Origin of the sequence: Pseudomonas sp. NPDC088368 (assembly GCF_044753445.1) — a bacterium.
GTDB lineage: Bacteria > Pseudomonadota > Gammaproteobacteria > Pseudomonadales > Pseudomonadaceae > Aquipseudomonas > Aquipseudomonas bambusae.
In genome coordinates this window covers 414,426-432,208 of record NZ_JBIVNG010000001.1, presented here as the reverse complement: position 1 = coordinate 432,208, position 17,783 = coordinate 414,426, and the positions used below count along the sequence as shown (strand labels likewise).

General features: G+C 58.9%; 17 protein-coding genes. 12 read left to right on the top strand and 5 right to left on the bottom strand.

Features of this window, described 5'->3' with window-relative positions; translation table 11 throughout:
* Positions 1–46 precede the first annotated feature (46 nt).
* The 6 genes from ACIQAL_RS01885 (at position 47) to pdeM (ending at position 6,751) form a co-directional block, all read left to right on the top strand.
* A complete protein-coding gene (locus ACIQAL_RS01885; RefSeq protein ID WP_166593446.1) occupies positions 47–775 on the top strand; it encodes an ABC transporter permease in 729 nt (242 codons plus the stop codon).
* Complete coding sequence (locus tag ACIQAL_RS01880; RefSeq protein ID WP_166593447.1) at positions 772–1,482, top strand: ABC transporter permease; 711 nt, start codon at positions 772–774, stop codon at positions 1,480–1,482. The genes ACIQAL_RS01885 and ACIQAL_RS01880 overlap by 4 nt, the downstream gene beginning before the upstream one ends.
* 9 nt (positions 1,483–1,491) lie before the next feature.
* Positions 1,492–2,610: a succinylglutamate desuccinylase/aspartoacylase family protein gene (locus ACIQAL_RS01875; protein WP_401141787.1), complete on the top strand. Its 1,119-nt coding sequence runs from the start codon at positions 1,492–1,494 to the stop codon at positions 2,608–2,610.
* A 12-nt stretch (positions 2,611–2,622) separates the two neighbouring features.
* On the top strand, positions 2,623–3,387 hold the full coding sequence (locus tag ACIQAL_RS01870; RefSeq protein WP_166593449.1) for an ABC transporter ATP-binding protein: 765 nt from the start codon (positions 2,623–2,625) through the stop codon (positions 3,385–3,387).
* A 218-nt stretch (positions 3,388–3,605) separates the two neighbouring features.
* A complete protein-coding gene (locus tag ACIQAL_RS01865) occupies positions 3,606–6,095 on the top strand; it encodes a ligase-associated DNA damage response DEXH box helicase (RefSeq protein WP_401141784.1) in 2,490 nt (829 codons plus the stop codon).
* On the top strand, positions 6,092–6,751 hold the full coding sequence (gene pdeM / locus ACIQAL_RS01860) for a ligase-associated DNA damage response endonuclease PdeM (RefSeq protein ID WP_401141782.1): 660 nt from the start codon (positions 6,092–6,094) through the stop codon (positions 6,749–6,751). The genes ACIQAL_RS01865 and pdeM overlap by 4 nt, the downstream gene beginning before the upstream one ends.
* Before the next feature lie 62 nt (positions 6,752–6,813).
* Here the strand turns inward: pdeM and ACIQAL_RS01855 are convergent, their stop codons facing one another.
* Positions 6,814–7,035: a hypothetical protein gene (locus ACIQAL_RS01855; RefSeq protein ID WP_166593452.1), complete on the bottom strand. Its 222-nt coding sequence runs from the start codon at positions 7,033–7,035 to the stop codon at positions 6,814–6,816.
* A 110-nt stretch (positions 7,036–7,145) separates the two neighbouring features.
* Complete coding sequence (gene dcd / locus ACIQAL_RS01850) at positions 7,146–7,712, bottom strand: dCTP deaminase (protein WP_017126297.1); 567 nt, start codon at positions 7,710–7,712, stop codon at positions 7,146–7,148.
* Between the two features lie 310 nt (positions 7,713–8,022).
* On the opposite strand from dcd, the gene ACIQAL_RS01845 reads away from it, so the two are divergent.
* The gene (locus tag ACIQAL_RS01845; RefSeq protein ID WP_002554837.1) at positions 8,023–8,232 is read left to right on the top strand and encodes a cold-shock protein; all 210 of its coding nucleotides are present in this window, start codon (positions 8,023–8,025) and stop codon (positions 8,230–8,232) included.
* 192 nt (positions 8,233–8,424) lie between these two features.
* Here ACIQAL_RS01845 and apbC read toward each other — a convergent pair whose 3' ends face one another.
* Complete coding sequence (gene apbC, locus ACIQAL_RS01840) at positions 8,425–9,519, bottom strand: iron-sulfur cluster carrier protein ApbC (RefSeq protein ID WP_401141779.1); 1,095 nt, start codon at positions 9,517–9,519, stop codon at positions 8,425–8,427.
* A 181-nt stretch (positions 9,520–9,700) separates the two neighbouring features.
* Between apbC and metG the strand changes: the two genes are divergently transcribed.
* From metG to ACIQAL_RS01820, 4 genes are all read left to right on the top strand, one after another.
* Positions 9,701–11,749 (top strand): methionine--tRNA ligase, encoded by a 2,049-nt coding sequence (gene metG / locus ACIQAL_RS01835; RefSeq protein WP_401141777.1) that lies wholly within the window; start codon positions 9,701–9,703, stop codon positions 11,747–11,749.
* Positions 11,750–11,796: 47 nt separating this feature from the next.
* Positions 11,797–12,834 carry an electron transport complex subunit RsxB gene (gene rsxB, locus ACIQAL_RS01830; RefSeq protein WP_401141774.1) on the top strand — a complete coding sequence of 346 codons (1,038 nt, stop codon included), beginning with the start codon at positions 11,797–11,799 and terminating at the stop codon, positions 12,832–12,834.
* A 68-nt stretch (positions 12,835–12,902) separates the two neighbouring features.
* The gene (nth, locus tag ACIQAL_RS01825) at positions 12,903–13,541 is read left to right on the top strand and encodes an endonuclease III (protein ID WP_401141771.1); all 639 of its coding nucleotides are present in this window, start codon (positions 12,903–12,905) and stop codon (positions 13,539–13,541) included.
* Positions 13,542–13,646: 105 nt separating this feature from the next.
* Positions 13,647–13,829 (top strand): PA3496 family putative envelope integrity protein, encoded by a 183-nt coding sequence (locus ACIQAL_RS01820; RefSeq protein WP_166593457.1) that lies wholly within the window; start codon positions 13,647–13,649, stop codon positions 13,827–13,829.
* A gap of 122 nt (positions 13,830–13,951) precedes the next feature.
* On the opposite strand, the gene ACIQAL_RS01815 is transcribed toward ACIQAL_RS01820, so the two are convergent.
* Positions 13,952–14,578 carry a response regulator transcription factor gene (locus tag ACIQAL_RS01815; RefSeq protein WP_166593458.1) on the bottom strand — a complete coding sequence of 209 codons (627 nt, stop codon included), beginning with the start codon at positions 14,576–14,578 and terminating at the stop codon, positions 13,952–13,954.
* A 1,179-nt stretch (positions 14,579–15,757) separates the two neighbouring features.
* Between ACIQAL_RS01815 and ACIQAL_RS01810 the strand changes: the two genes are divergently transcribed.
* Positions 15,758–16,312 carry a hypothetical protein gene (locus ACIQAL_RS01810; protein WP_401141769.1) on the top strand — a complete coding sequence of 185 codons (555 nt, stop codon included), beginning with the start codon at positions 15,758–15,760 and terminating at the stop codon, positions 16,310–16,312.
* Positions 16,313–16,504: 192 nt separating this feature from the next.
* Here ACIQAL_RS01810 and ACIQAL_RS01805 read toward each other — a convergent pair whose 3' ends face one another.
* Positions 16,505–17,722, bottom strand: a complete 1,218-nt coding sequence (locus ACIQAL_RS01805; RefSeq protein ID WP_037012287.1) for an argininosuccinate synthase — start codon at positions 17,720–17,722, stop codon at positions 16,505–16,507.
* Between the last annotated feature and the right edge of the window lie 61 nt (positions 17,723–17,783).

The window sequence follows — 17,783 nt, the reverse complement described above, 5'->3', positions numbered from 1 at the left end:
CCCCTCTGATATCGATGGGCGTTTTTATTGACTGTATAGGTTCCACATGCTCGATACTCTCCTGCAAAACCTGGGACTGTCCGCGTTCAGCCTCAAGGGCTTCGGCCCGTTGCTGCTTCAGGGCACCTGGATGACCGTCAAATTATCGGTAATGTCGCTGCTGCTGGCCATCGTGCTTGGCCTGCTGGGCGCCAGTGCCAAACTGTCGAAAAGCGCCGTGCTGCGCGTTCCGGCGCAAATCTACACCACGCTGATTCGGGGCATTCCGGACCTGGTGTTGATGCTGCTGATTTTCTACAGCCTGCAAACCTGGCTGACGAGCCTGACCGAAATCATGGAATGGGATTACATCGAAATCGATCCCTTCGCCGCAGGCGTCATCACCCTGGGCTTCATCTATGGTGCGTACTTCACCGAGACGTTCCGTGGCGCGATCCTCGCCGTGCCCCGTGGACAGGTCGAAGCCGCCACGGCCTATGGCTTGAGCCGCTCTCAGCGGTTCCGCTTCGTGGTCTTCCCGCAGATGATGCGCTTTGCCCTCCCCGGCATCGGCAATAACTGGCAAGTGGTGCTCAAAGCCACGGCACTGGTGTCGATCATCGGCCTGGCTGATCTGGTCAAGGCGTCGCAAGACGCTGGCAAAAGCACGTATCAACTGTTCTATTTCCTGGTGCTCGCGGCATTGATCTATCTGGTCATCACCAGCGTCTCCAACTTCGCCCTGCGCTGGGCCGAACGGCGTTACGCCGCTGGCAGCCGGGAGGCTCAACGATGATCGAATTGCTGCAAGAGTACTGGCGCGCCTTCCTTTATACGGATGGCCAGAACATCACCGGGCTGGCCATGACGATGTGGTTGCTCAGCGCGTCCATCGCCATCGGCTTCATCGTGTCGATCCCGCTGTCCATTGCTCGCGTGTCGCGCAATCCGCTGGTTCGCTGGCCGGTGCAGTTCTACACCTACCTGTTCCGGGGCACGCCGCTCTACATCCAGTTGCTGATCTGCTACACCGGCATCTACAGCATTGCCGCCGTACGCGAACAGCCGATGCTGGGCGCGTTCTTCCGCGACGCGATGAACTGCACCATCCTCGCCTTTGCCCTCAATACCTGCGCTTATACCACCGAGATTTTCGCCGGTGCGATTCGCAGCATGAACCACGGCGAAGTCGAGGCGGCCAAGGCCTACGGCCTGACCGGCTGGCGCCTGTACACCTACGTGATCATGCCGTCGGCGCTGCGTCGTTCGCTGCCGTACTACAGCAACGAAGTGATCCTGATGCTGCACTCGACGACGGTGGCCTTCACCGCCACGGTGCCGGACATCCTCAAGGTGGCCCGCGACGCCAACTCAGCGACCTTCATGACATTTCAGTCGTTCGGCATCGCTGCGCTGATCTACCTCACGGTCACGTTCATTCTGGTGGGCCTGTTCCGCCTGGCCGAGCGCCGCTGGCTGGCCTTCCTCGGCCCGTCTCACTAGGACCTGCCCATGCGACACCAGACTCATGACTTGCTGTCGCCGGTGCCAGGCACTGCGCGACAGATTCACAGCTTTCATTACGGCCCCGAAAACGGGGCCTGCAAGATTTATATCCAGTCCTCCCTGCACGCCGACGAACTGCCCGGCATGCTGGTGTCGTGGTATTTGAAGCAGCGCCTGGCCGAGCTTGAAAAGGCCGGTCAACTGCTCGGGGAAATCGTCATCGTGCCGGTCGCTAACCCGACCGGGCTGGAACAGGTGCTAATGGACATTCCGCTGGGCCGCTATGAGTTGGAAAGCGGACAGAACTTCAATCGCTGGTTCGTCGATGTTGCGCAACAGGTGGGCGATGAAATCGAGCCGCTGCTGAACGACGACGCCGAACGCAACGTCAGCCTGATCCGCACGCACCTGCGGGCCGCCCTGCTCGCCCGCACTGGCGCCACTCAGCTGGAATCGCAACGCCTCGCATTGCAACGACTGGCCTGCGATGCCGACATGGTGCTGGACCTGCATTGCGATTTCGAATCGGTGGAACACCTGTACACCACGCCGGAAGCCTGGTCGAAGGTCGAGCCGCTGTCCCGTTATCTGGGCGCGCAAGCCAGCCTGCTGGCCACCGACTCGGGCGGGCAATCGTTCGACGAGTGCTTCACGCTGGTCTGGTGGCAGCTGCAACAACGCTTCGAAAAGCGCTTCCCGATTCCGTTGGGCAGCTTTTCGGTGACCCTGGAATTGCGCGGTCAAGGAGACGTGAGTCACGCCCTTGGCAGCCGCGACTGTCAGGCGATCATCAGCTACCTGATGCATTACGGCGCGATTGCCGGAGAGCCGGTGGCGCAACCCGAACTGATTTATCCGGCGACGCCTCTGGCGGCGGTCGAACCGGTTGCCACGCCTGTCGGCGGCCTGCTGGTGTTCTGCACCTTGCCGGGCGAGTACGTCGAAGCGGGGCAACTGATCGCTGAGGTCATTGACCCGATCAGCGATGACGTGACCCCGATCCACGCGGCCAACGCCGGCCTCATGTACGCCCGCTCCTTGCGACGCATGGCAACCGCCGGCATGGTCATCGCCCATGTCGCCGGTACCGAGCCCTTCCGCAGCGGCTACTTACTTTCTCCTTAAGGATTGCCAGTCATGTACAAACTGACCATCGATGGCCTGCACAAAAGCTACGGTGACCACGAGGTGCTCAAAGGCGTGTCGCTCAAGGCCAACGTCGGTGACGTGATCTGCCTGATCGGCGCCAGCGGCTCGGGCAAAAGCACCTTCTTGCGCTGCATCAACTTTCTCGAACAACCCAACGACGGCGCCATGAGCCTCGACGGCCAGCAAGTCCGCATGGTCAGCGACGCCACCGGCATGCGCGTGGCCGACCCGGCCGAACTGCAACGCATCCGCACCCGCCTGGCGATGGTGTTCCAGCATTTCAACCTGTGGAGCCACATGACGGTGCTGGAAAACATCACCATGGCCCCGCGCCGGGTGCTGGGCGTGTCCAAGGTGGAAGCCGAAGACCGCGCGCGCAAGTACCTTGAGAAAGTCGGCCTGCCTGCACGCGTGGCCGATCAGTACCCGGCGTTCCTGTCCGGCGGCCAGCAGCAGCGCGTGGCGATTGCCCGGGCGCTGGCGATGGAGCCGGAAATCATGCTCTTCGACGAACCAACCTCAGCCCTCGACCCGGAGCTGGTGGGCGAAGTGCTGAAAGTGATTCAGGGCCTGGCCGAAGAAGGCCGCACGATGATTCTGGTGACTCACGAAATGGGCTTCGCCCGAAAAGTGGCGAATCAGGTCGTGTTCCTGCACCAGGGCCAGATCGAAGAAATAGGCCACCCGGACGACGTGCTGGGCAGCCCGAAAAGCGAGCGGTTGAAGCAATTCCTGAGTGGCAATCTGAAGTAAAAACGCTGACTCCACAGAGCGACACGTTCACCTGTGGGAGCGAATTCATTCGCGATGGGGCGGTACATTCCATACATCTCTGTCGGATGTACCCTCGCATCGCGAATGAATTCGCTCCCACACGGATTCCACCCCACAGATCACCCTGCCGCATCAATCCAACCAAACTAATCCCCTCCCCCAACGGTCTCTGACTTAAACCCAATCAGAGCCCGCGCATGCCCAAGACCGTGAATTTTGCCCAGCGCTGGTTCGACACGCGCGGCTGGAAACCTTTTCCTTTCCAGAAAGAAGTCTGGGCAGCTGTCGCCCGAGGAGAATCCGGCTTGTTGCACGCCAGCACCGGCGCGGGCAAGACCTACTCGGTTTGGTTCGGCGCCCTCAACCGCTTTGCTCGACTGCCTACAGAAAACGCGGAAAAACCGCGCAAACGCAAAGCGCCGCCGACGCCGCTGACGGTCCTGTGGATCACCCCCATGCGCGCATTGGCCGCCGACACAGCCCGCGCACTCGAAGCGCCGCTGCTGGACCTGCAAATCCCCTGGAGCGTCGGCCTGCGCACCGGCGACACCAGCAGCAGCGAGCGGGCCAAACAGGGTCGACGCCTGCCGACCGCGCTGATCACCACACCTGAAAGCCTGACGCTGCTGCTGACCCGCGCCGACGCGGAGGCGACGTTCTCGACCCTGAAAATGATCGTCGTCGATGAATGGCACGAACTGATCGGCAACAAACGCGGCGTACAACTGCAATTGGCAATCGCCCGTCTGCGTCGATGGAATCCGGCACTGATCGTGTGGGGGCTTTCCGCGACGCTGGGCAACCAAGCCCACGCACAGCAGGTCTTGATCGGCGACAACGGCACGACGGTTCAAGGCAAGGTGGTTAAAGAGCTGATCATCGACACCCTCATTCCCCAAGGCATCGATCGTTTCCCGTGGGCCGGGCACATGGGGCTGAAGATGCTGCCCCAAGTGCTGGCCGAAGTGGACAGCAGCACCAGTTGCCTGCTGTTCACCAACACCCGGGCGCAGTCGGAAATCTGGTATCAGGCGCTGCTGGAAGCCCGTCCCGACTGGGCCGGACTGATCGCGCTGCACCATGGTTCGCTGTCCCGCGAGGTGCGGGACTGGGTTGAACGCGCGCTGAAGGAAGGGCATCTCAAGGCGGTGGTCTGCACCTCCAGCCTCGACTTGGGGGTGGACTTTCTGCCCGTGGAGCGGGTGTTGCAGATCGGCTCGGCCAAGGGCGTCGCACGCTTGATGCAGCGCGCCGGACGTTCAGGCCACGCCCCCGGCCGCCCTTCCCGCGTGACACTGGTGCCGACACACAGTCTGGAACTGGTGGAAGCAGCCGCCGCGCGCGACGCTGTGAATGCGCGCCTGATCGAACCCCGAGAATCCCCCCACAAACCGCTGGACGTTCTCGTACAGCATTTGGTGAGCATGGCGCTTGGCGGCGGGTTTATGCCTGACGAACTACTGGCCGAAGTCCGCACCGCGTGGGCCTACCGCGACCTCACGCAAGCGGAATGGGAATGGGCGTTGGCCTTCGTCCGGCATGGCGGCCTGTCATTGACGGCGTACCCGGATTACCGACGCGTCGAGCCCGACGAGCACGGGATCTGGCGTGTGCCGGATGCGCGTCTGGCCCGACGCCATCGCATGAGTGTCGGCACCATCGTCAGTGACGCCAGCATTAACGTGAAGTATTGGAGCAAAGGTGGCGGGGGCGGCTCGCTGGGCAGTGTCGAAGAAGGCTTCATTGCCCGCTTGAAGCCGGGGGACGGCTTTCTGTTCAGCGGCCGCTTGCTGGAACTGGTGCGCGTGGAAAACATGACCGCCTATGTGAAACGGGCGACAACCAAAAAAGCCGCCGTCCCACGCTGGAATGGCGGACGGATGCCACTCTCCAGCGAATTGGCTGACGCGGTGGTCGACAAATTCGACGCCGCCGCTCATCACCATTACGACAGCCCGGAAATGCACACCGTCAGCCCCTTGCTGGAAGTGCAGCGGGAATGGTCAGCCCTGCCGCGCAAAGACACCTTGCTGGCCGAGGTGTTGAAGTCTCGCGAAGGGTGGCACCTGTTTCTCTACCCCTTTGCCGGCCGTCACGTGCACCTGGGGCTGGCGAGCCTGCTGGCGTGGCGGCTGAGTCGCGACACACCGCTGACCTTCTCCATCGCCGTCAACGACTACGGCTTCGAGCTGCTAAGCGCGACGGAGTTGGATTGGTCGCAACGCATGAGCGGCGGGCTGTTCAGCGAGGGCAATCTGCTGGCGGACATCGTCGCCAGCCTGAACGCGGGTGAGCTGGCCCTGCGTCGCTTCAGGGAGATCGCCCGGATCGCCGGGTTGGTGTTCTCTGGCTACCCGGGAGCACCCAAGAGCAATCGTCAGCTGCAGGCCTCCAGCGGATTGTTCTTTGAAGTGTTCAAGCAGTACGACGCCGGTAATCTGCTGCTGACCCAAGCTCAGGAAGAAGTGCTGCGTCAGGAACTGGACGTGAGCCGACTTGAACACACGCTGCGCCGCATCAATGGCAAAACGCTGGACCTGCATGTGATCAAGCGCCCGACGCCCATGGCGTTTCCGTTGCTGGTGGAGCGCATGCGGGAAAGCCTGAGCACTGAAAAACTGTCTGATCGCATCGCGCGCATGGTGCGGGATCTGGAAAAAGCCGCTGGACCTGAGGTAACCGTTTGAGACCCTATTTATCGATTCAACTGGCCGATGCCGAGCTGTGGCTGTTGGCGGATAAAGCCGTGTACTACCCCGCCGAACGTGCGTTGCTGATTGCCGACGCGCATTTCGGCAAGGCCGCTGCCTATCGCCGGCTCGGGCAGCCTGTTCCCCATGGCACGACTGACGACAACCTCGAACGGCTCGATGCCTTGCTGGCGGGGTACGACTGCGACCACCTGATTTTTCTCGGCGACTTCTTGCACGCTCCGGAATCCCACGCGGCAGGGACGCTCTCGGCGATACAGGCATGGCGCGAGCGGCACGAGGGACTGGCCATCACATTGATCCGGGGTAACCACGACAAACGGGCGGGCGACCCTCCTCCCACGCTGGCGATCAAGGTCGTACCCGAGCCCCTGTTGCTGGGCCCGTTTTCGCTGCAGCATGAACCGGACCCGCATCCCTCGCACCATGTGCTCGCAGGCCACGTGCATCCTGCCTACAGGCTTTTCGGACGGGCACGACAACGGCTGCGGCTGCCCTGCTTTTACGTTCAGCCACACGTCAGTCTGCTGCCTGCATTCGGCGCATTTACCGGCGGGATGAATATCGAGAGAGCAGAGGGCAGCAGGGTGTATGTCGTTGGAGACGGCGCAGTGTGGGAAGTGTCTGAATAACGCGTCGGACTGGAGGTTTGAAGCAGGTCCTGCCGGTACCGGAGCACCGGCAGGGGGCTTCGTTATGCGACGGGGGCAGGCGGCGGCTGATCAGGTTCAGTAGGCGATCCTGGCTCTTCCGGCTGAGGAAATTCGTTAGGGGTATCAGGGTTCGGCTGACCGGGAATGCCCCCGGCAACCATGTTGTTCAGATGAGGATGCGCTAACAGCGACCATGCCAGCAGCCCGACTTGATTCTGTCCCGGGTCGGATTCCTTGGTGCTGGTCTTGATTTGTCTCTTCATAGGGCACTCCTGAGCGTTGGCCCCATCCGCCTGGTGCGGATGGGAACGGTTCAGTCAATAGAGTGCGCTTTTCGAGACTAATTCAGTTTCGAGATGACCAACGGCGAAAATCAGGTACGTGGCAAAGTGACACCGCGCTGCCCCTGGTACTTGCCGCCGCGGTCCTTGTACGAGACTTCGCATTCTTCGTCAGATTCGAGGAACAGCATCTGTGCGACGCCTTCGTTCGCGTAGATCTTGGCTGGCAGCGTGGTGGTGTTGGAGAACTCCAGAGTCACGTGGCCTTCCCATTCCGGCTCCAGCGGCGTGACGTTGACGATGATGCCGCAGCGGGCGTAGGTGCTTTTCCCCAGGCAGATGGTCAGCACGTTGCGCGGAATGCGGAAGTATTCGACGGTGCGCGCCAGCGCGAAGGAGTTCGGCGGGATGATGCAGACGTCGCTCTTGATGTCGACGAAACTCTTTTCGTCGAAATTCTTCGGATCGACGGTCGCCGAGTTGATGTTGGTGAACACCTTGAATTCGTCGGCGCAACGCACGTCGTAGCCATAGCTGGAGACGCCGAAGGAGATCAGACGGTCGGCGCCCTCGCCGCGCATCTGGCGTTCGACGAAGGGCTCGATCATGCCGTGCTCTTGCGCCATGCGGCGAATCCACTTGTCCGATTTGATGCTCATGGCGGTGTCCTGAATAGCGAGGTGAAAAAAGATGTCCGGCATCTTACCGGGCTGGGGCGCAGGGTTCAAAGATTGCGCGCGGCGAGGGGTGCAAACCGTCGGTCATCCTCCGAAATAAACGTCGACCAACCATTGGCACACTCTGGAAAAAGGGTTAAGGTGGCGCCACTGTGTTGCTTGTGTCACTGAGAATCTCTACACGATGTTGAATTTCGATCCAACCATCTCCATGAATTTTCCTGCTCTTTGCACTCAGTCTCGGCCAGGGCTCTTCCTGAGTCGCAGTTAACTTTGTCCAAGGAGATACACCATGTCCAATCGCCAAACCGGTACCGTTAAGTGGTTCAACGATGAAAAAGGCTTCGGCTTCATCACTCCACAATCCGGTGACGACCTGTTCGTACACTTCAAAGCTATCCAATCCGACGGCTTCAAAAGCCTGAAAGAAGGCCAACAGGTTTCTTTCATCGCTACCCGCGGTCAGAAAGGCATGCAAGCTGAAGAAGTTCAAGTTATCTAACTTGTACTGAATCGCTTCAAAAAACCCCGCTCTCAAGGCGGGGTTTTTTTATGCCTGCCAATAACAGCTCCGCAAAAAACTGTGGGAGCGAATTCATTCGCGATGGGTCAGTGCATCCGACGCATTTCTGTCGTCTGTACCAACGTCTCGCGAATGAATTCGCTCCCACAGGGTTCAGCACGCCACCTGCAATCAATCGTCGCTGACGGAAATGTTCGGCATCGCAGGCGACGCAGCTTCCTGCAACACAATGCGCGCCCCCACGTGTCGCGCCAGTTCCTGATAGACCATGGCAATCTGGCTTTCCGGTTCGGCAATTGCTGTCGGCTTGCCGCCGTCCGCCTGTTCGCGAATCAGCATCGACAACGGCAACGAAGCCAGCAGCTCTACGCCGTATTGCGACGCCAGCTTTTCGCCACCGCCTTCACCGAACAAGTGCTCGGCATGGCCGCAGTTCGAGCAGATGTGCACCGCCATGTTCTCGACGACGCCCAGCACTGGAATGTTCACCTTGCGGAACATTTCCACGCCCTTTTTCGCATCCAGCAGCGCTAGATCCTGAGGGGTGGTGACAATGACCGCGCCCGCAACCGGGACCTTTTGCGCCAGGGTCAACTGGATATCGCCCGTGCCCGGCGGCATGTCGATGACCAGATAATCCAAGTCATTCCACGCTGTCTGGGTGATGAGCTGCAGCAGCGCGCCGGAGACCATCGGACCTCGCCAGACCATCGGCGTGTTGTCGTCGGTCAGGAACGCCATCGACATCACTTCGATGCCATGGGCCTCGACCGGCACGAACCATTTCTGGTCTTTGACCTTCGGCCGCGTGCCCTCGGGAATGCCGAACATCACGCCCTGGCTCGGGCCGTAGATGTCGGCATCGAGAATCCCCACCCGTGCGCCCTCGCGGGACAGCGCCAGCGCCAGGTTGGCGGCCGTGGTGGATTTGCCCACCCCGCCCTTGCCCGAAGCGACGGCGACAATGTTCTTGACGTTGGCCAGGCCCGGGATTTGCCCTTGCGCCTTGTGCGCAGTGATCAAGGTATCGATCTGGACGTTGGCGGACGAAACGCCTTCCAGGCCCTCAATGGCCATTTGTAGCATCTGCGCCCAACCGTTCTTGAACAGCGCGGCGGCGTAGCCCAGCTCCAGCTGCACGCTGACGCGATCACCCTCGACGTTGATGGCTCGCACGCAACCGGCGCTGACCGGGTCTTGGTTCAAATAAGGATCGGTGTACTGGCGAAGGACGGCTTCCACCGTTGCGCGATTCACAGCGCTCATGGGTCACTCCCGAAAAAGACTGAGCAAAACAGGCGGCTATCCTACCGCGTCTGTCGGATCAGAGGGGGTGGCTTTTACTTTCACGTGGCGGGGCGAATTCCGACACGCTGTGCGGGATGAAAAAAAACGTTCAGACCTTTATAGTGGCCGATCTTCGTTTCACTTCAAGTAGCCGAGCCCCATGTCCGAGCCACGCAAGATCCTCGTCACCAGCGCCCTGCCCTATGCCAACGGTTCCATTCACCTTGGCCACATGCTCGAATACATCCAGACCGACATGTGGGTGCGTTTCCAGAAGCACCGCGGCAATCAGTGCATCTATGTGTGCGCAGACGATGCCCATGGCTCGGCGATCATGCTCCGCGCAGAAAAGGAAGGCATCACTCCGGAACAATTGATCGCCAATGTCCAGGCCGAGCACAGCGCCGACTTTGCCGACTTCCTGGTGGATTTCGACAACTTCCATTCGACCCACGCCGAAGAAAACCGTGAGCTGTCGAGCCTGATCTACACCCGTCTGCGCGACGCCGGGCACATCGCCACGCGTTCCGTGACCCAGTATTTCGACCCGGAAAAGAAAATGTTCCTGGCCGACCGCTTCATCAAGGGCACCTGCCCGAAATGCGGCACCGAAGACCAGTACGGCGACAACTGCGAAAAATGCGGCGCCACCTACGCACCGACCGATCTGAAAGACCCAAAATCGGCGATTTCCGGCGCAACACCGGTGCTCAAGGACTCCAAGCACTTCTTCTTCGACCTGCCCGCTTTCGACGCCATGCTGAAGAGCTGGACCCGCAGCGGCACCCTGCAAGACGCGGTCGCGAACAAGATCGCCGAATGGCTGGATTCAGGCCTGCAACAGTGGGACATCTCGCGTGACGCCCCGTATTTCGGTTTCGAGATTCCGGACGAGCCGGGTAAGTATTTCTACGTCTGGCTGGACGCGCCCATCGGCTACATGGCCAGCTTCAAGAACCTGTGCGACCGTACGCCGGACCTTGATTTCGACACGTTCTGGAACAAAGACTCGACCACCGAGCTGTATCACTTCATCGGCAAGGACATCGTCAATTTCCACGCGCTGTTCTGGCCCGCGATGCTCGAAGGCTCGGGCTTCCGTAAACCAAGCGGCATCAACGTCCACGGCTACCTGACCGTCAATGGCCAGAAAATGTCCAAGTCCCGTGGCACCTTCATCAAGGCGCGCACGTACCTGGAGCACTTGTCGCCGGAATACCTGCGTTATTACTACGCAGCCAAGCTGGGCCGTGGCGTCGACGACCTGGACCTGAACCTCGAAGACTTCGTGCAGAAGGTCAACTCCGACCTGATTGGCAAGGTCGTGAACATCGCCAGCCGTTGCGCCGGTTTCATTCATAAAGGCAACGCGGGTGTGCTGGTGGCGGGTAATGCCGCGCCAGAGCTGACCGACGCGTTCCTGGCGGCCGCTCCGAGCATCGCCGAAGCCTATGAAGCGCGTGATTTCGCACGCGCCATGCGTGAAATCATGGCCCTGGCCGATCGCGCCAACGCCTGGATCGCCGACAAGGCCCCGTGGTCGCTGGCCAAGCAGGACGGCAAACAGGACGAAGTCCAGGCCATCTGCGCGTTGGGTATCAACCTGTTCCGCCAACTGGTGATTTTCCTCAAGCCGGTGCTACCGAATCTGGCCGCCGATGCCGAACAGTTCCTCAACGTCGCGCCGCTGACATGGAACGACCATCTGACCCTGCTCAGCAATCATCAGTTGAACCCGTTCCAGGCCCTGATGACCCGCATCGACCCGGCCAAGGTGGAAGCCATGACCAACGCCTCTAAAGAAGACCTGGCCGCCAGCGCCACCGACACGGGCGCCGCGCCGCAGGGCAACGGCGAACTGAGCAAAGACCCGCTGTCGCCGGAAATCGACTTTGATGCCTTCGCGGCCATCGACCTGCGCGTGGCCTTGATCGAGAAGGCTGAACACGTCGAAGGGGCGGACAAGCTGCTGCGCCTGACGCTCGACATCGGCGACGAGAAGCGCAATGTGTTCTCCGGAATCAAAAGCGCCTACCCGAACCCGGCCGAGCTGGAGGGCCGCCTGACCATGATGATCGCCAACCTCAAGCCTCGGAAAATGCGTTTTGGCATTTCTGAGGGCATGGTGATGGCGGCCGGTCCTGGCGGTGAAGAGATCTACCTGTTGAGCCCTGACAGCGGCGCCAAGCCGGGCCAGCGCATCAAGTAACCGTGAACATGATCGACGCCCTGCCAGGGCGTCGGTCGAGTCAAAGCATGAACCTGATTCAGCGGATTGACGCCTTGCTGCCGCAAACCCAGTGCGGCAAATGCGGCCACCCTGGCTGCAAGCCCTATGCCGAAGGGATTGCCAACGGCGAAGCCATCAACAAATGCCCGCCTGGCGGCGATGAAAGCATCGCGGCGTTGTCGCGCCTCTTGAATGTGCCCATCATTCCACTCGATACCGAACGTGGCAGCGCTCCTCCGCAGATCGCGTTCATCCGTGAAGCCGAGTGCATTGGTTGCACCAAGTGCATTCAGGCCTGCCCGGTAGACGCCATCGTCGGCGCCGCCAAACTGATGCACACCGTGATCATCGACGAATGCACGGGTTGCGACCTGTGCGTCGCCCCTTGCCCCGTCGATTGCATCGACATGCTGCCGCTGCCGTCCTCCGCTATCGTGGCCATTGTGGGCGGCCTGGCGTTCGATGAAGCCCAGCGATTGGCTCGGGCGGCCAAGCGCGGCCACGCCCGTCAGCGATTCGAGGCCCGCAACACACGCCTGCAACGTGAAGAACAGCAGCGTCAGGCTGAACGTCTTGCACGCCAACGCAAACCGGAAAGCCTTGCCCCGGCCAACGCCGATCCTGTCCAGGCGGCATTGGCGCGGCTGCGGACACAAAAGGCTGCCGACCACGATGCCGCGCTGAAACAAGCACGCGTCAATCTCGCCATGAGCCGTGCTCAGTTGAATAAGTCGCTCAAAGCCTTTGGCCACCCGCCCATAGCGGAGCAGGCTGCGCGGCTGGTGGAGTTGCAGAGGGAGTTTGAAGAGGCTGAACAGGCGCTGGCAGGAATTCAAAACGCTGCACCGCTGACTCCAGGCCCTTCAGCCACGCCATCAGCCGAGGAAAAACCTGCCGGCAAACCCGACAAAGCAGCGCTGAATCGCGCCAAAATCCAACTGGCCATGCATCGCGCAGCCTTGAGCAAGGCTCAAGCCGCCGGTCTGCCTGCTGAAGAGATTGCCGCGTTGAGCGCTAAGGTTGCTCAGGCGCAGCAGGCACTGAACGTTCTGGACGGGTCTTAAACGTCCTGTCGCCACAGTCGGGCATCCCGCACCACTTGATCTGATCGTACCCAGGGAACGCGCACTTCATGAATGCAGCAAAACGTCTGGAAATCTTTCGCCGTCTTCACGAGGACAATCCTGATCCTAAAACGGAGTTGTCCTACAGCTCTCCCTTTGAGTTGCTGATTGCAGTCATTCTTTCGGCGCAAGCGACTGATGTCAGCGTCAATAAGGCCACAGCGCGCCTCTACCCGGTCGCCAACACCCCTCAAGCCATTTACGCGCTAGGGGTTGAGGGCCTTTCGGACTACATCAAAACCATCGGACTCTATAACAGCAAGGCAAAGAACGTGATCGAGACCTGCCGCATGCTGGTCGAGCTTCATGGCGGCGAGGTGCCGCAGACGCGTGAAGCGTTGGAAGCCTTGCCCGGCGTCGGCCGCAAGACTGCCAATGTGGTGCTCAATACCGCGTTCAGGCAGCTGGCGATGGCGGTTGATACGCATATTTTCCGGGTGAGCAACCGGACAGGCATTGCGTCCGGAAAGAATGTCGTTGAGGTCGAGCATAAGCTCATGAAGTTTGTGCCAAGGGACTATCTGCTAGACGCCCATCACTGGCTGATCCTTCACGGCCGATATGTGTGTGTGGCGCGCAAGCCTCGCTGCGGCAGTTGTCGGATCGAGGACCTGTGCGAATACAAGGAAAAAACCTCTGACGATTGAGCGATAGCGTTTTTGTTCTTCAATCGATTGAAAAAATCTTTTTTACCCGCTCGATGTTTGTCGCTATAAGGTCCGCCAAAGACAGTCTCAGCTGGAGTCAACTTTATGAGCGATGACAAAGAGCAGTTGGACGTAGACGACGACTTCGTGCCCGGAGACTCCGACGAAGCCGCGCAAGTACCGGTAGAAACTGCAAAGACCAATCTCAGCAAGCGCCGCACCATCGACAACCTGCTGGAAGAACGCCGACTGCAAAAACAGCTGGCAGACTACGATTTCGATCTCTGATCAGCCTTCCGTTCAAAGCCTCTCCATGACGTGAGAGGCTTCAGCCGTTCGGCAGGAATTCTCAATTGAAACAAACTGTGCTCTCTCGATAAGGCTTGGCGGTCCCGGGGCACCTGCCGCCGCTAGACAAGCCCGTTACGCTGCGCGAGCTCAATCAGATCGACCAGTGAATGAGCGTTGAGCTTTAACAAAAGACGCGTTTTGTAGGTGCTGACAGTCTTGTTGCTCAGAAACATACCGTCTGCAATTTCCTTGTTCGTCCTGCCCCTCGCGAGTTGCTGCAACACCATCATTTCCCGCCCTGACAGCCGATCAACCATCTCAGCTTCACTGGCGTTGCCCAGGCTGGATCGAACGGTGTGCAGCGCCTGGTTAGGGAAATAGCTGTAACCCGACAACACCGCCTTGATAGCGCTCAGCAGCTCGGTCAAGTCCTGCTGCTTGCAAACGTAGCCAGCGGCCCCTGCCTGCATGCACCGCATCGAAAAGTGCCCCGGTGACTGAGAGGTCAGGATCAGCACTTTGAAGGGCAGGGTCATGGCTGTGAGCCGGGCAATGACTTCCAGCCCGTCCAGCTTGGGAATACCAATGTCCAGAATGACGATATCGGGCAGATGCTCACGGGCCAGTTGCAGCGCGTCCACCCCGTTGTCCGTTTCCGCGATGACCTCATACCCGTGCCGCTCCATCAGCATGCGTACGGCAAGCCGAATGACCGGGTGATCATCTACGATCAACACTTTATTCATGTGCAGTCCATTCTTTTGCTGTTCGAATTTTCAGAGCCCGCACAATAGCTTAGTCGTTTAGTGCTTTGCATGGCGCTCCTCCCTATGGACTAGCAGGCAAAGACCTTTCCTACTCAAGCAACAGAAAGGTCCTACAAAACCCGCCTCATCCGGTTTCACTTTTGGATACTTCGTCATCTTTGGCCTACCGATCATGCATCGCCCTGTCCAAGAATGTGAATACGTGCTGGAGCGAGTGCTGCAACCAATCATTACAACGCATCGATGCCTTTACCGCGTATCGGGTCGCGATATCCTTCTCGACGCAACATCCTGACAAGCTTGTCGAGCGCGCTGCTCATTCAAAAATTCGCTCGCAGGATCACATGCCTCCTACCCCCACGCACCGAAAATGCCAATCCCGCACATGCGATTTGTTACGCTCCCGTCAGCGCATGATAAAGAGGATGACTGATCTTCAGGATATGCCGAACCTTCATACATGCCATAGCGTATCAATCATAAAACATTGCAAATTACAACTGACTCAAAAAACCAAAACTAGAGTTTTAAAATATACGTTCAACAACATAGTTTCCTATATATAAATATTTAGCGAAATCTCCTACGCAGATATCAGCTACGTCTGAAGCGCCATCCGCGCTTAACAGCAAGATTAGCAGCCTCCCTGCAATCCGACAGGAACGTTCCTCAACACCTTCAAATGGCAAGGGGGAGAGCCCTCAAATGACAGCATTGCGCCGATCATTTTGAGGGTATATGCCGACCAGTGTTCGTCCGCCGTTCACGTAATACCATATCGACTTATAAATCCAGCCAACTTCCGACAAACCAGAAAAATACTACAGCACTAGAAGACTGTAATGCCGCCCATGTAAGACCTCAAAGTAATCACAAAAACAATTAGTGGATTTTGTATTTTTTACTTGCCAAAGCCTCATCCAATCGTTACTTTTTTCTTCAGCCAACCCTTAAGTTTCAGCCAGTAAAATACAACTGCTTGCCCCATTAATTACTGGGCACTTCTCGCCATCATCTACTTACTTCCTCGCCTGGCACTCACGCGCGAGCTGCGCCCGGCTGAATTGCATCCGGCGTGCCCGGCTTGAAACTCAGTTGATCAAGGACGCGGGCCCCGACGTGGCGCCGTATATATCAACACGTTCAAAGGCATTAACCATGACTAAGAAAACCGGGGTTTCTCCAGCAACTAACCTTCCCCCACTTAAACTGGCGGAAGCCATCGAAGCCTATATGGCCCAAGGCGGAACCATCGATGTCGTGCCGGAAGGTGAATCAGGTGAAACGACCCTGGAGGCCGATAGAAAAGGCACCGACGCCGACCTACAAGCGCAACTGGCCTCAAAGGTCGAGCAACTCAAAGGGTTGGTCGCCAAAGGCGCGGGGGTATCGGCGCTTCAGTACACGCTGCGCATGAACCGCAAGGAGATCAAGCGTCTGGCGAACGAACACGGTTTGAAGATTCTTTACAGCCGTCCCGTCAGGGGGTCACGCATCCCTCGCGGGAGAGAAATGCCGCCAATCGATGACACGATCGCCGGTCACGCCATGCACTTTTCGACCCTAGGCTACACCGTGCCTGAAATCGCTCAGCTGCTGGACCTTAGTGTGAGAGATGTCTGGAATATGGGTAAGGCCTATCGGTTCGAATTCAAAAACGCCCCCATTATCGACGCCCCTTCCCCTCCGTTTACCGAGGCACCCGAATCATGAAATCGACAATTTGTCGCGTTGCCACCCATGTCCACCGAGGGGCGGCGAATGATGGCTGCCGCGCGCCACTGAGGCTCGGCTCGGAAAAATAAGACGCAGGTGGCTAAACGACGAGACCGCAGCAAAAAAGGCTGACTGGGCTATGGAACAGCGCAGCCCCGAATGGAGCTGCGCCTGAGGACAACGACGCGATCAGAACAACTTGCGGTTCTTGTTCGCGGCAATACGCATGCGCAACGCATTGAGCTTGATAAAGCCTGCCGCGTCGGCCTGGTTGTACGCACCGCCGTCTTCTTCAAAGGTTGCGATGTTGGCATCGAACAGCGAGTCATCGGACTTGCGACCGGTGACGATGACGTTGCCTTTGTACAGTTTCAGGCGAACGACGCCGTTCACGTGAGCCTGGGAAGCGTCGATCATCTGTTGCAGCATCAGACGCTCAGGGCTCCACCAGTAACCGGTGTAGATCAGGCTGGCATATTTCGGCATCAACTCGTCTTTGAGGTGAGCGACTTCGCGGTCCAGAGTGATCGACTCAATGGCGCGGTGAGCCCTGAGCATGATGGTGCCGCCAGGGGTTTCGTAGCAGCCACGGGACTTCATGCCGACGTAACGGTTCTCGACGATGTCCAGACGGCCGATGCCGTGCTCGCCACCGATGCGGTTCAAGGTAGCGAGAACGGTGGCCGGGGTCATTTCGACGCCGTCCAGCGCAACGATGTCGCCGTTGCGGTAGGTCAGTTCCAGGTACTGCGCCTTGTCCGGAGCGTTTTCAGGCGAAACGGTCCAGCGCCACATGTCTTCTTCGTGCTCGGTCCAGGTGTCTTCCAGCACGCCGCCTTCATAGGAGATGTGCAGCAGGTTGGCGTCCATGGAGTACGGGGATTTTTTCTTGCCGTGACGCTCGATCGGGATCGCATGCTTCTCAGCGTAGTCCATCAGTTTCTCGCGGGACAGCAGGTCCCACTCGCGCCATGGAGCAATCACTTTCACGCCTGGCTTCAGTGCATACGCACCCAGTTCGAAACGCACCTGGTCATTGCCCTTGCCGGTCGCGCCGTGGGAAATGGCGTCGGCACCGGTTTCGTTGGCGATTTCGATCAGGCGCTTGGCGATCAGCGGACGTGCGATGGACGTACCCAGCAGGTACTCGCCTTCGTAAACGGTGTTGGCGCGGAACATCGGGAACACGAAATCACGCACGAACTCTTCGCGCAGGTCGTCGATGTAGATTTCTTTGACGCCCATGGCTTGCGCCTTGGCGCGTGCTGGCTCGACTTCTTCGCCCTGACCCAGGTCAGCGGTAAAAGTCACCACTTCGCAGTTGTACGTATCTTGCAGCCACTTCAGGATCACCGAAGTATCCAGGCCACCGGAATACGCGAGAACTACCTTGTTAACGTCCGCCATGCCATCACTCCAACGCGTTGTACGGAAAACCGCTGATTCTACCGTTCAAACACGTGGATTT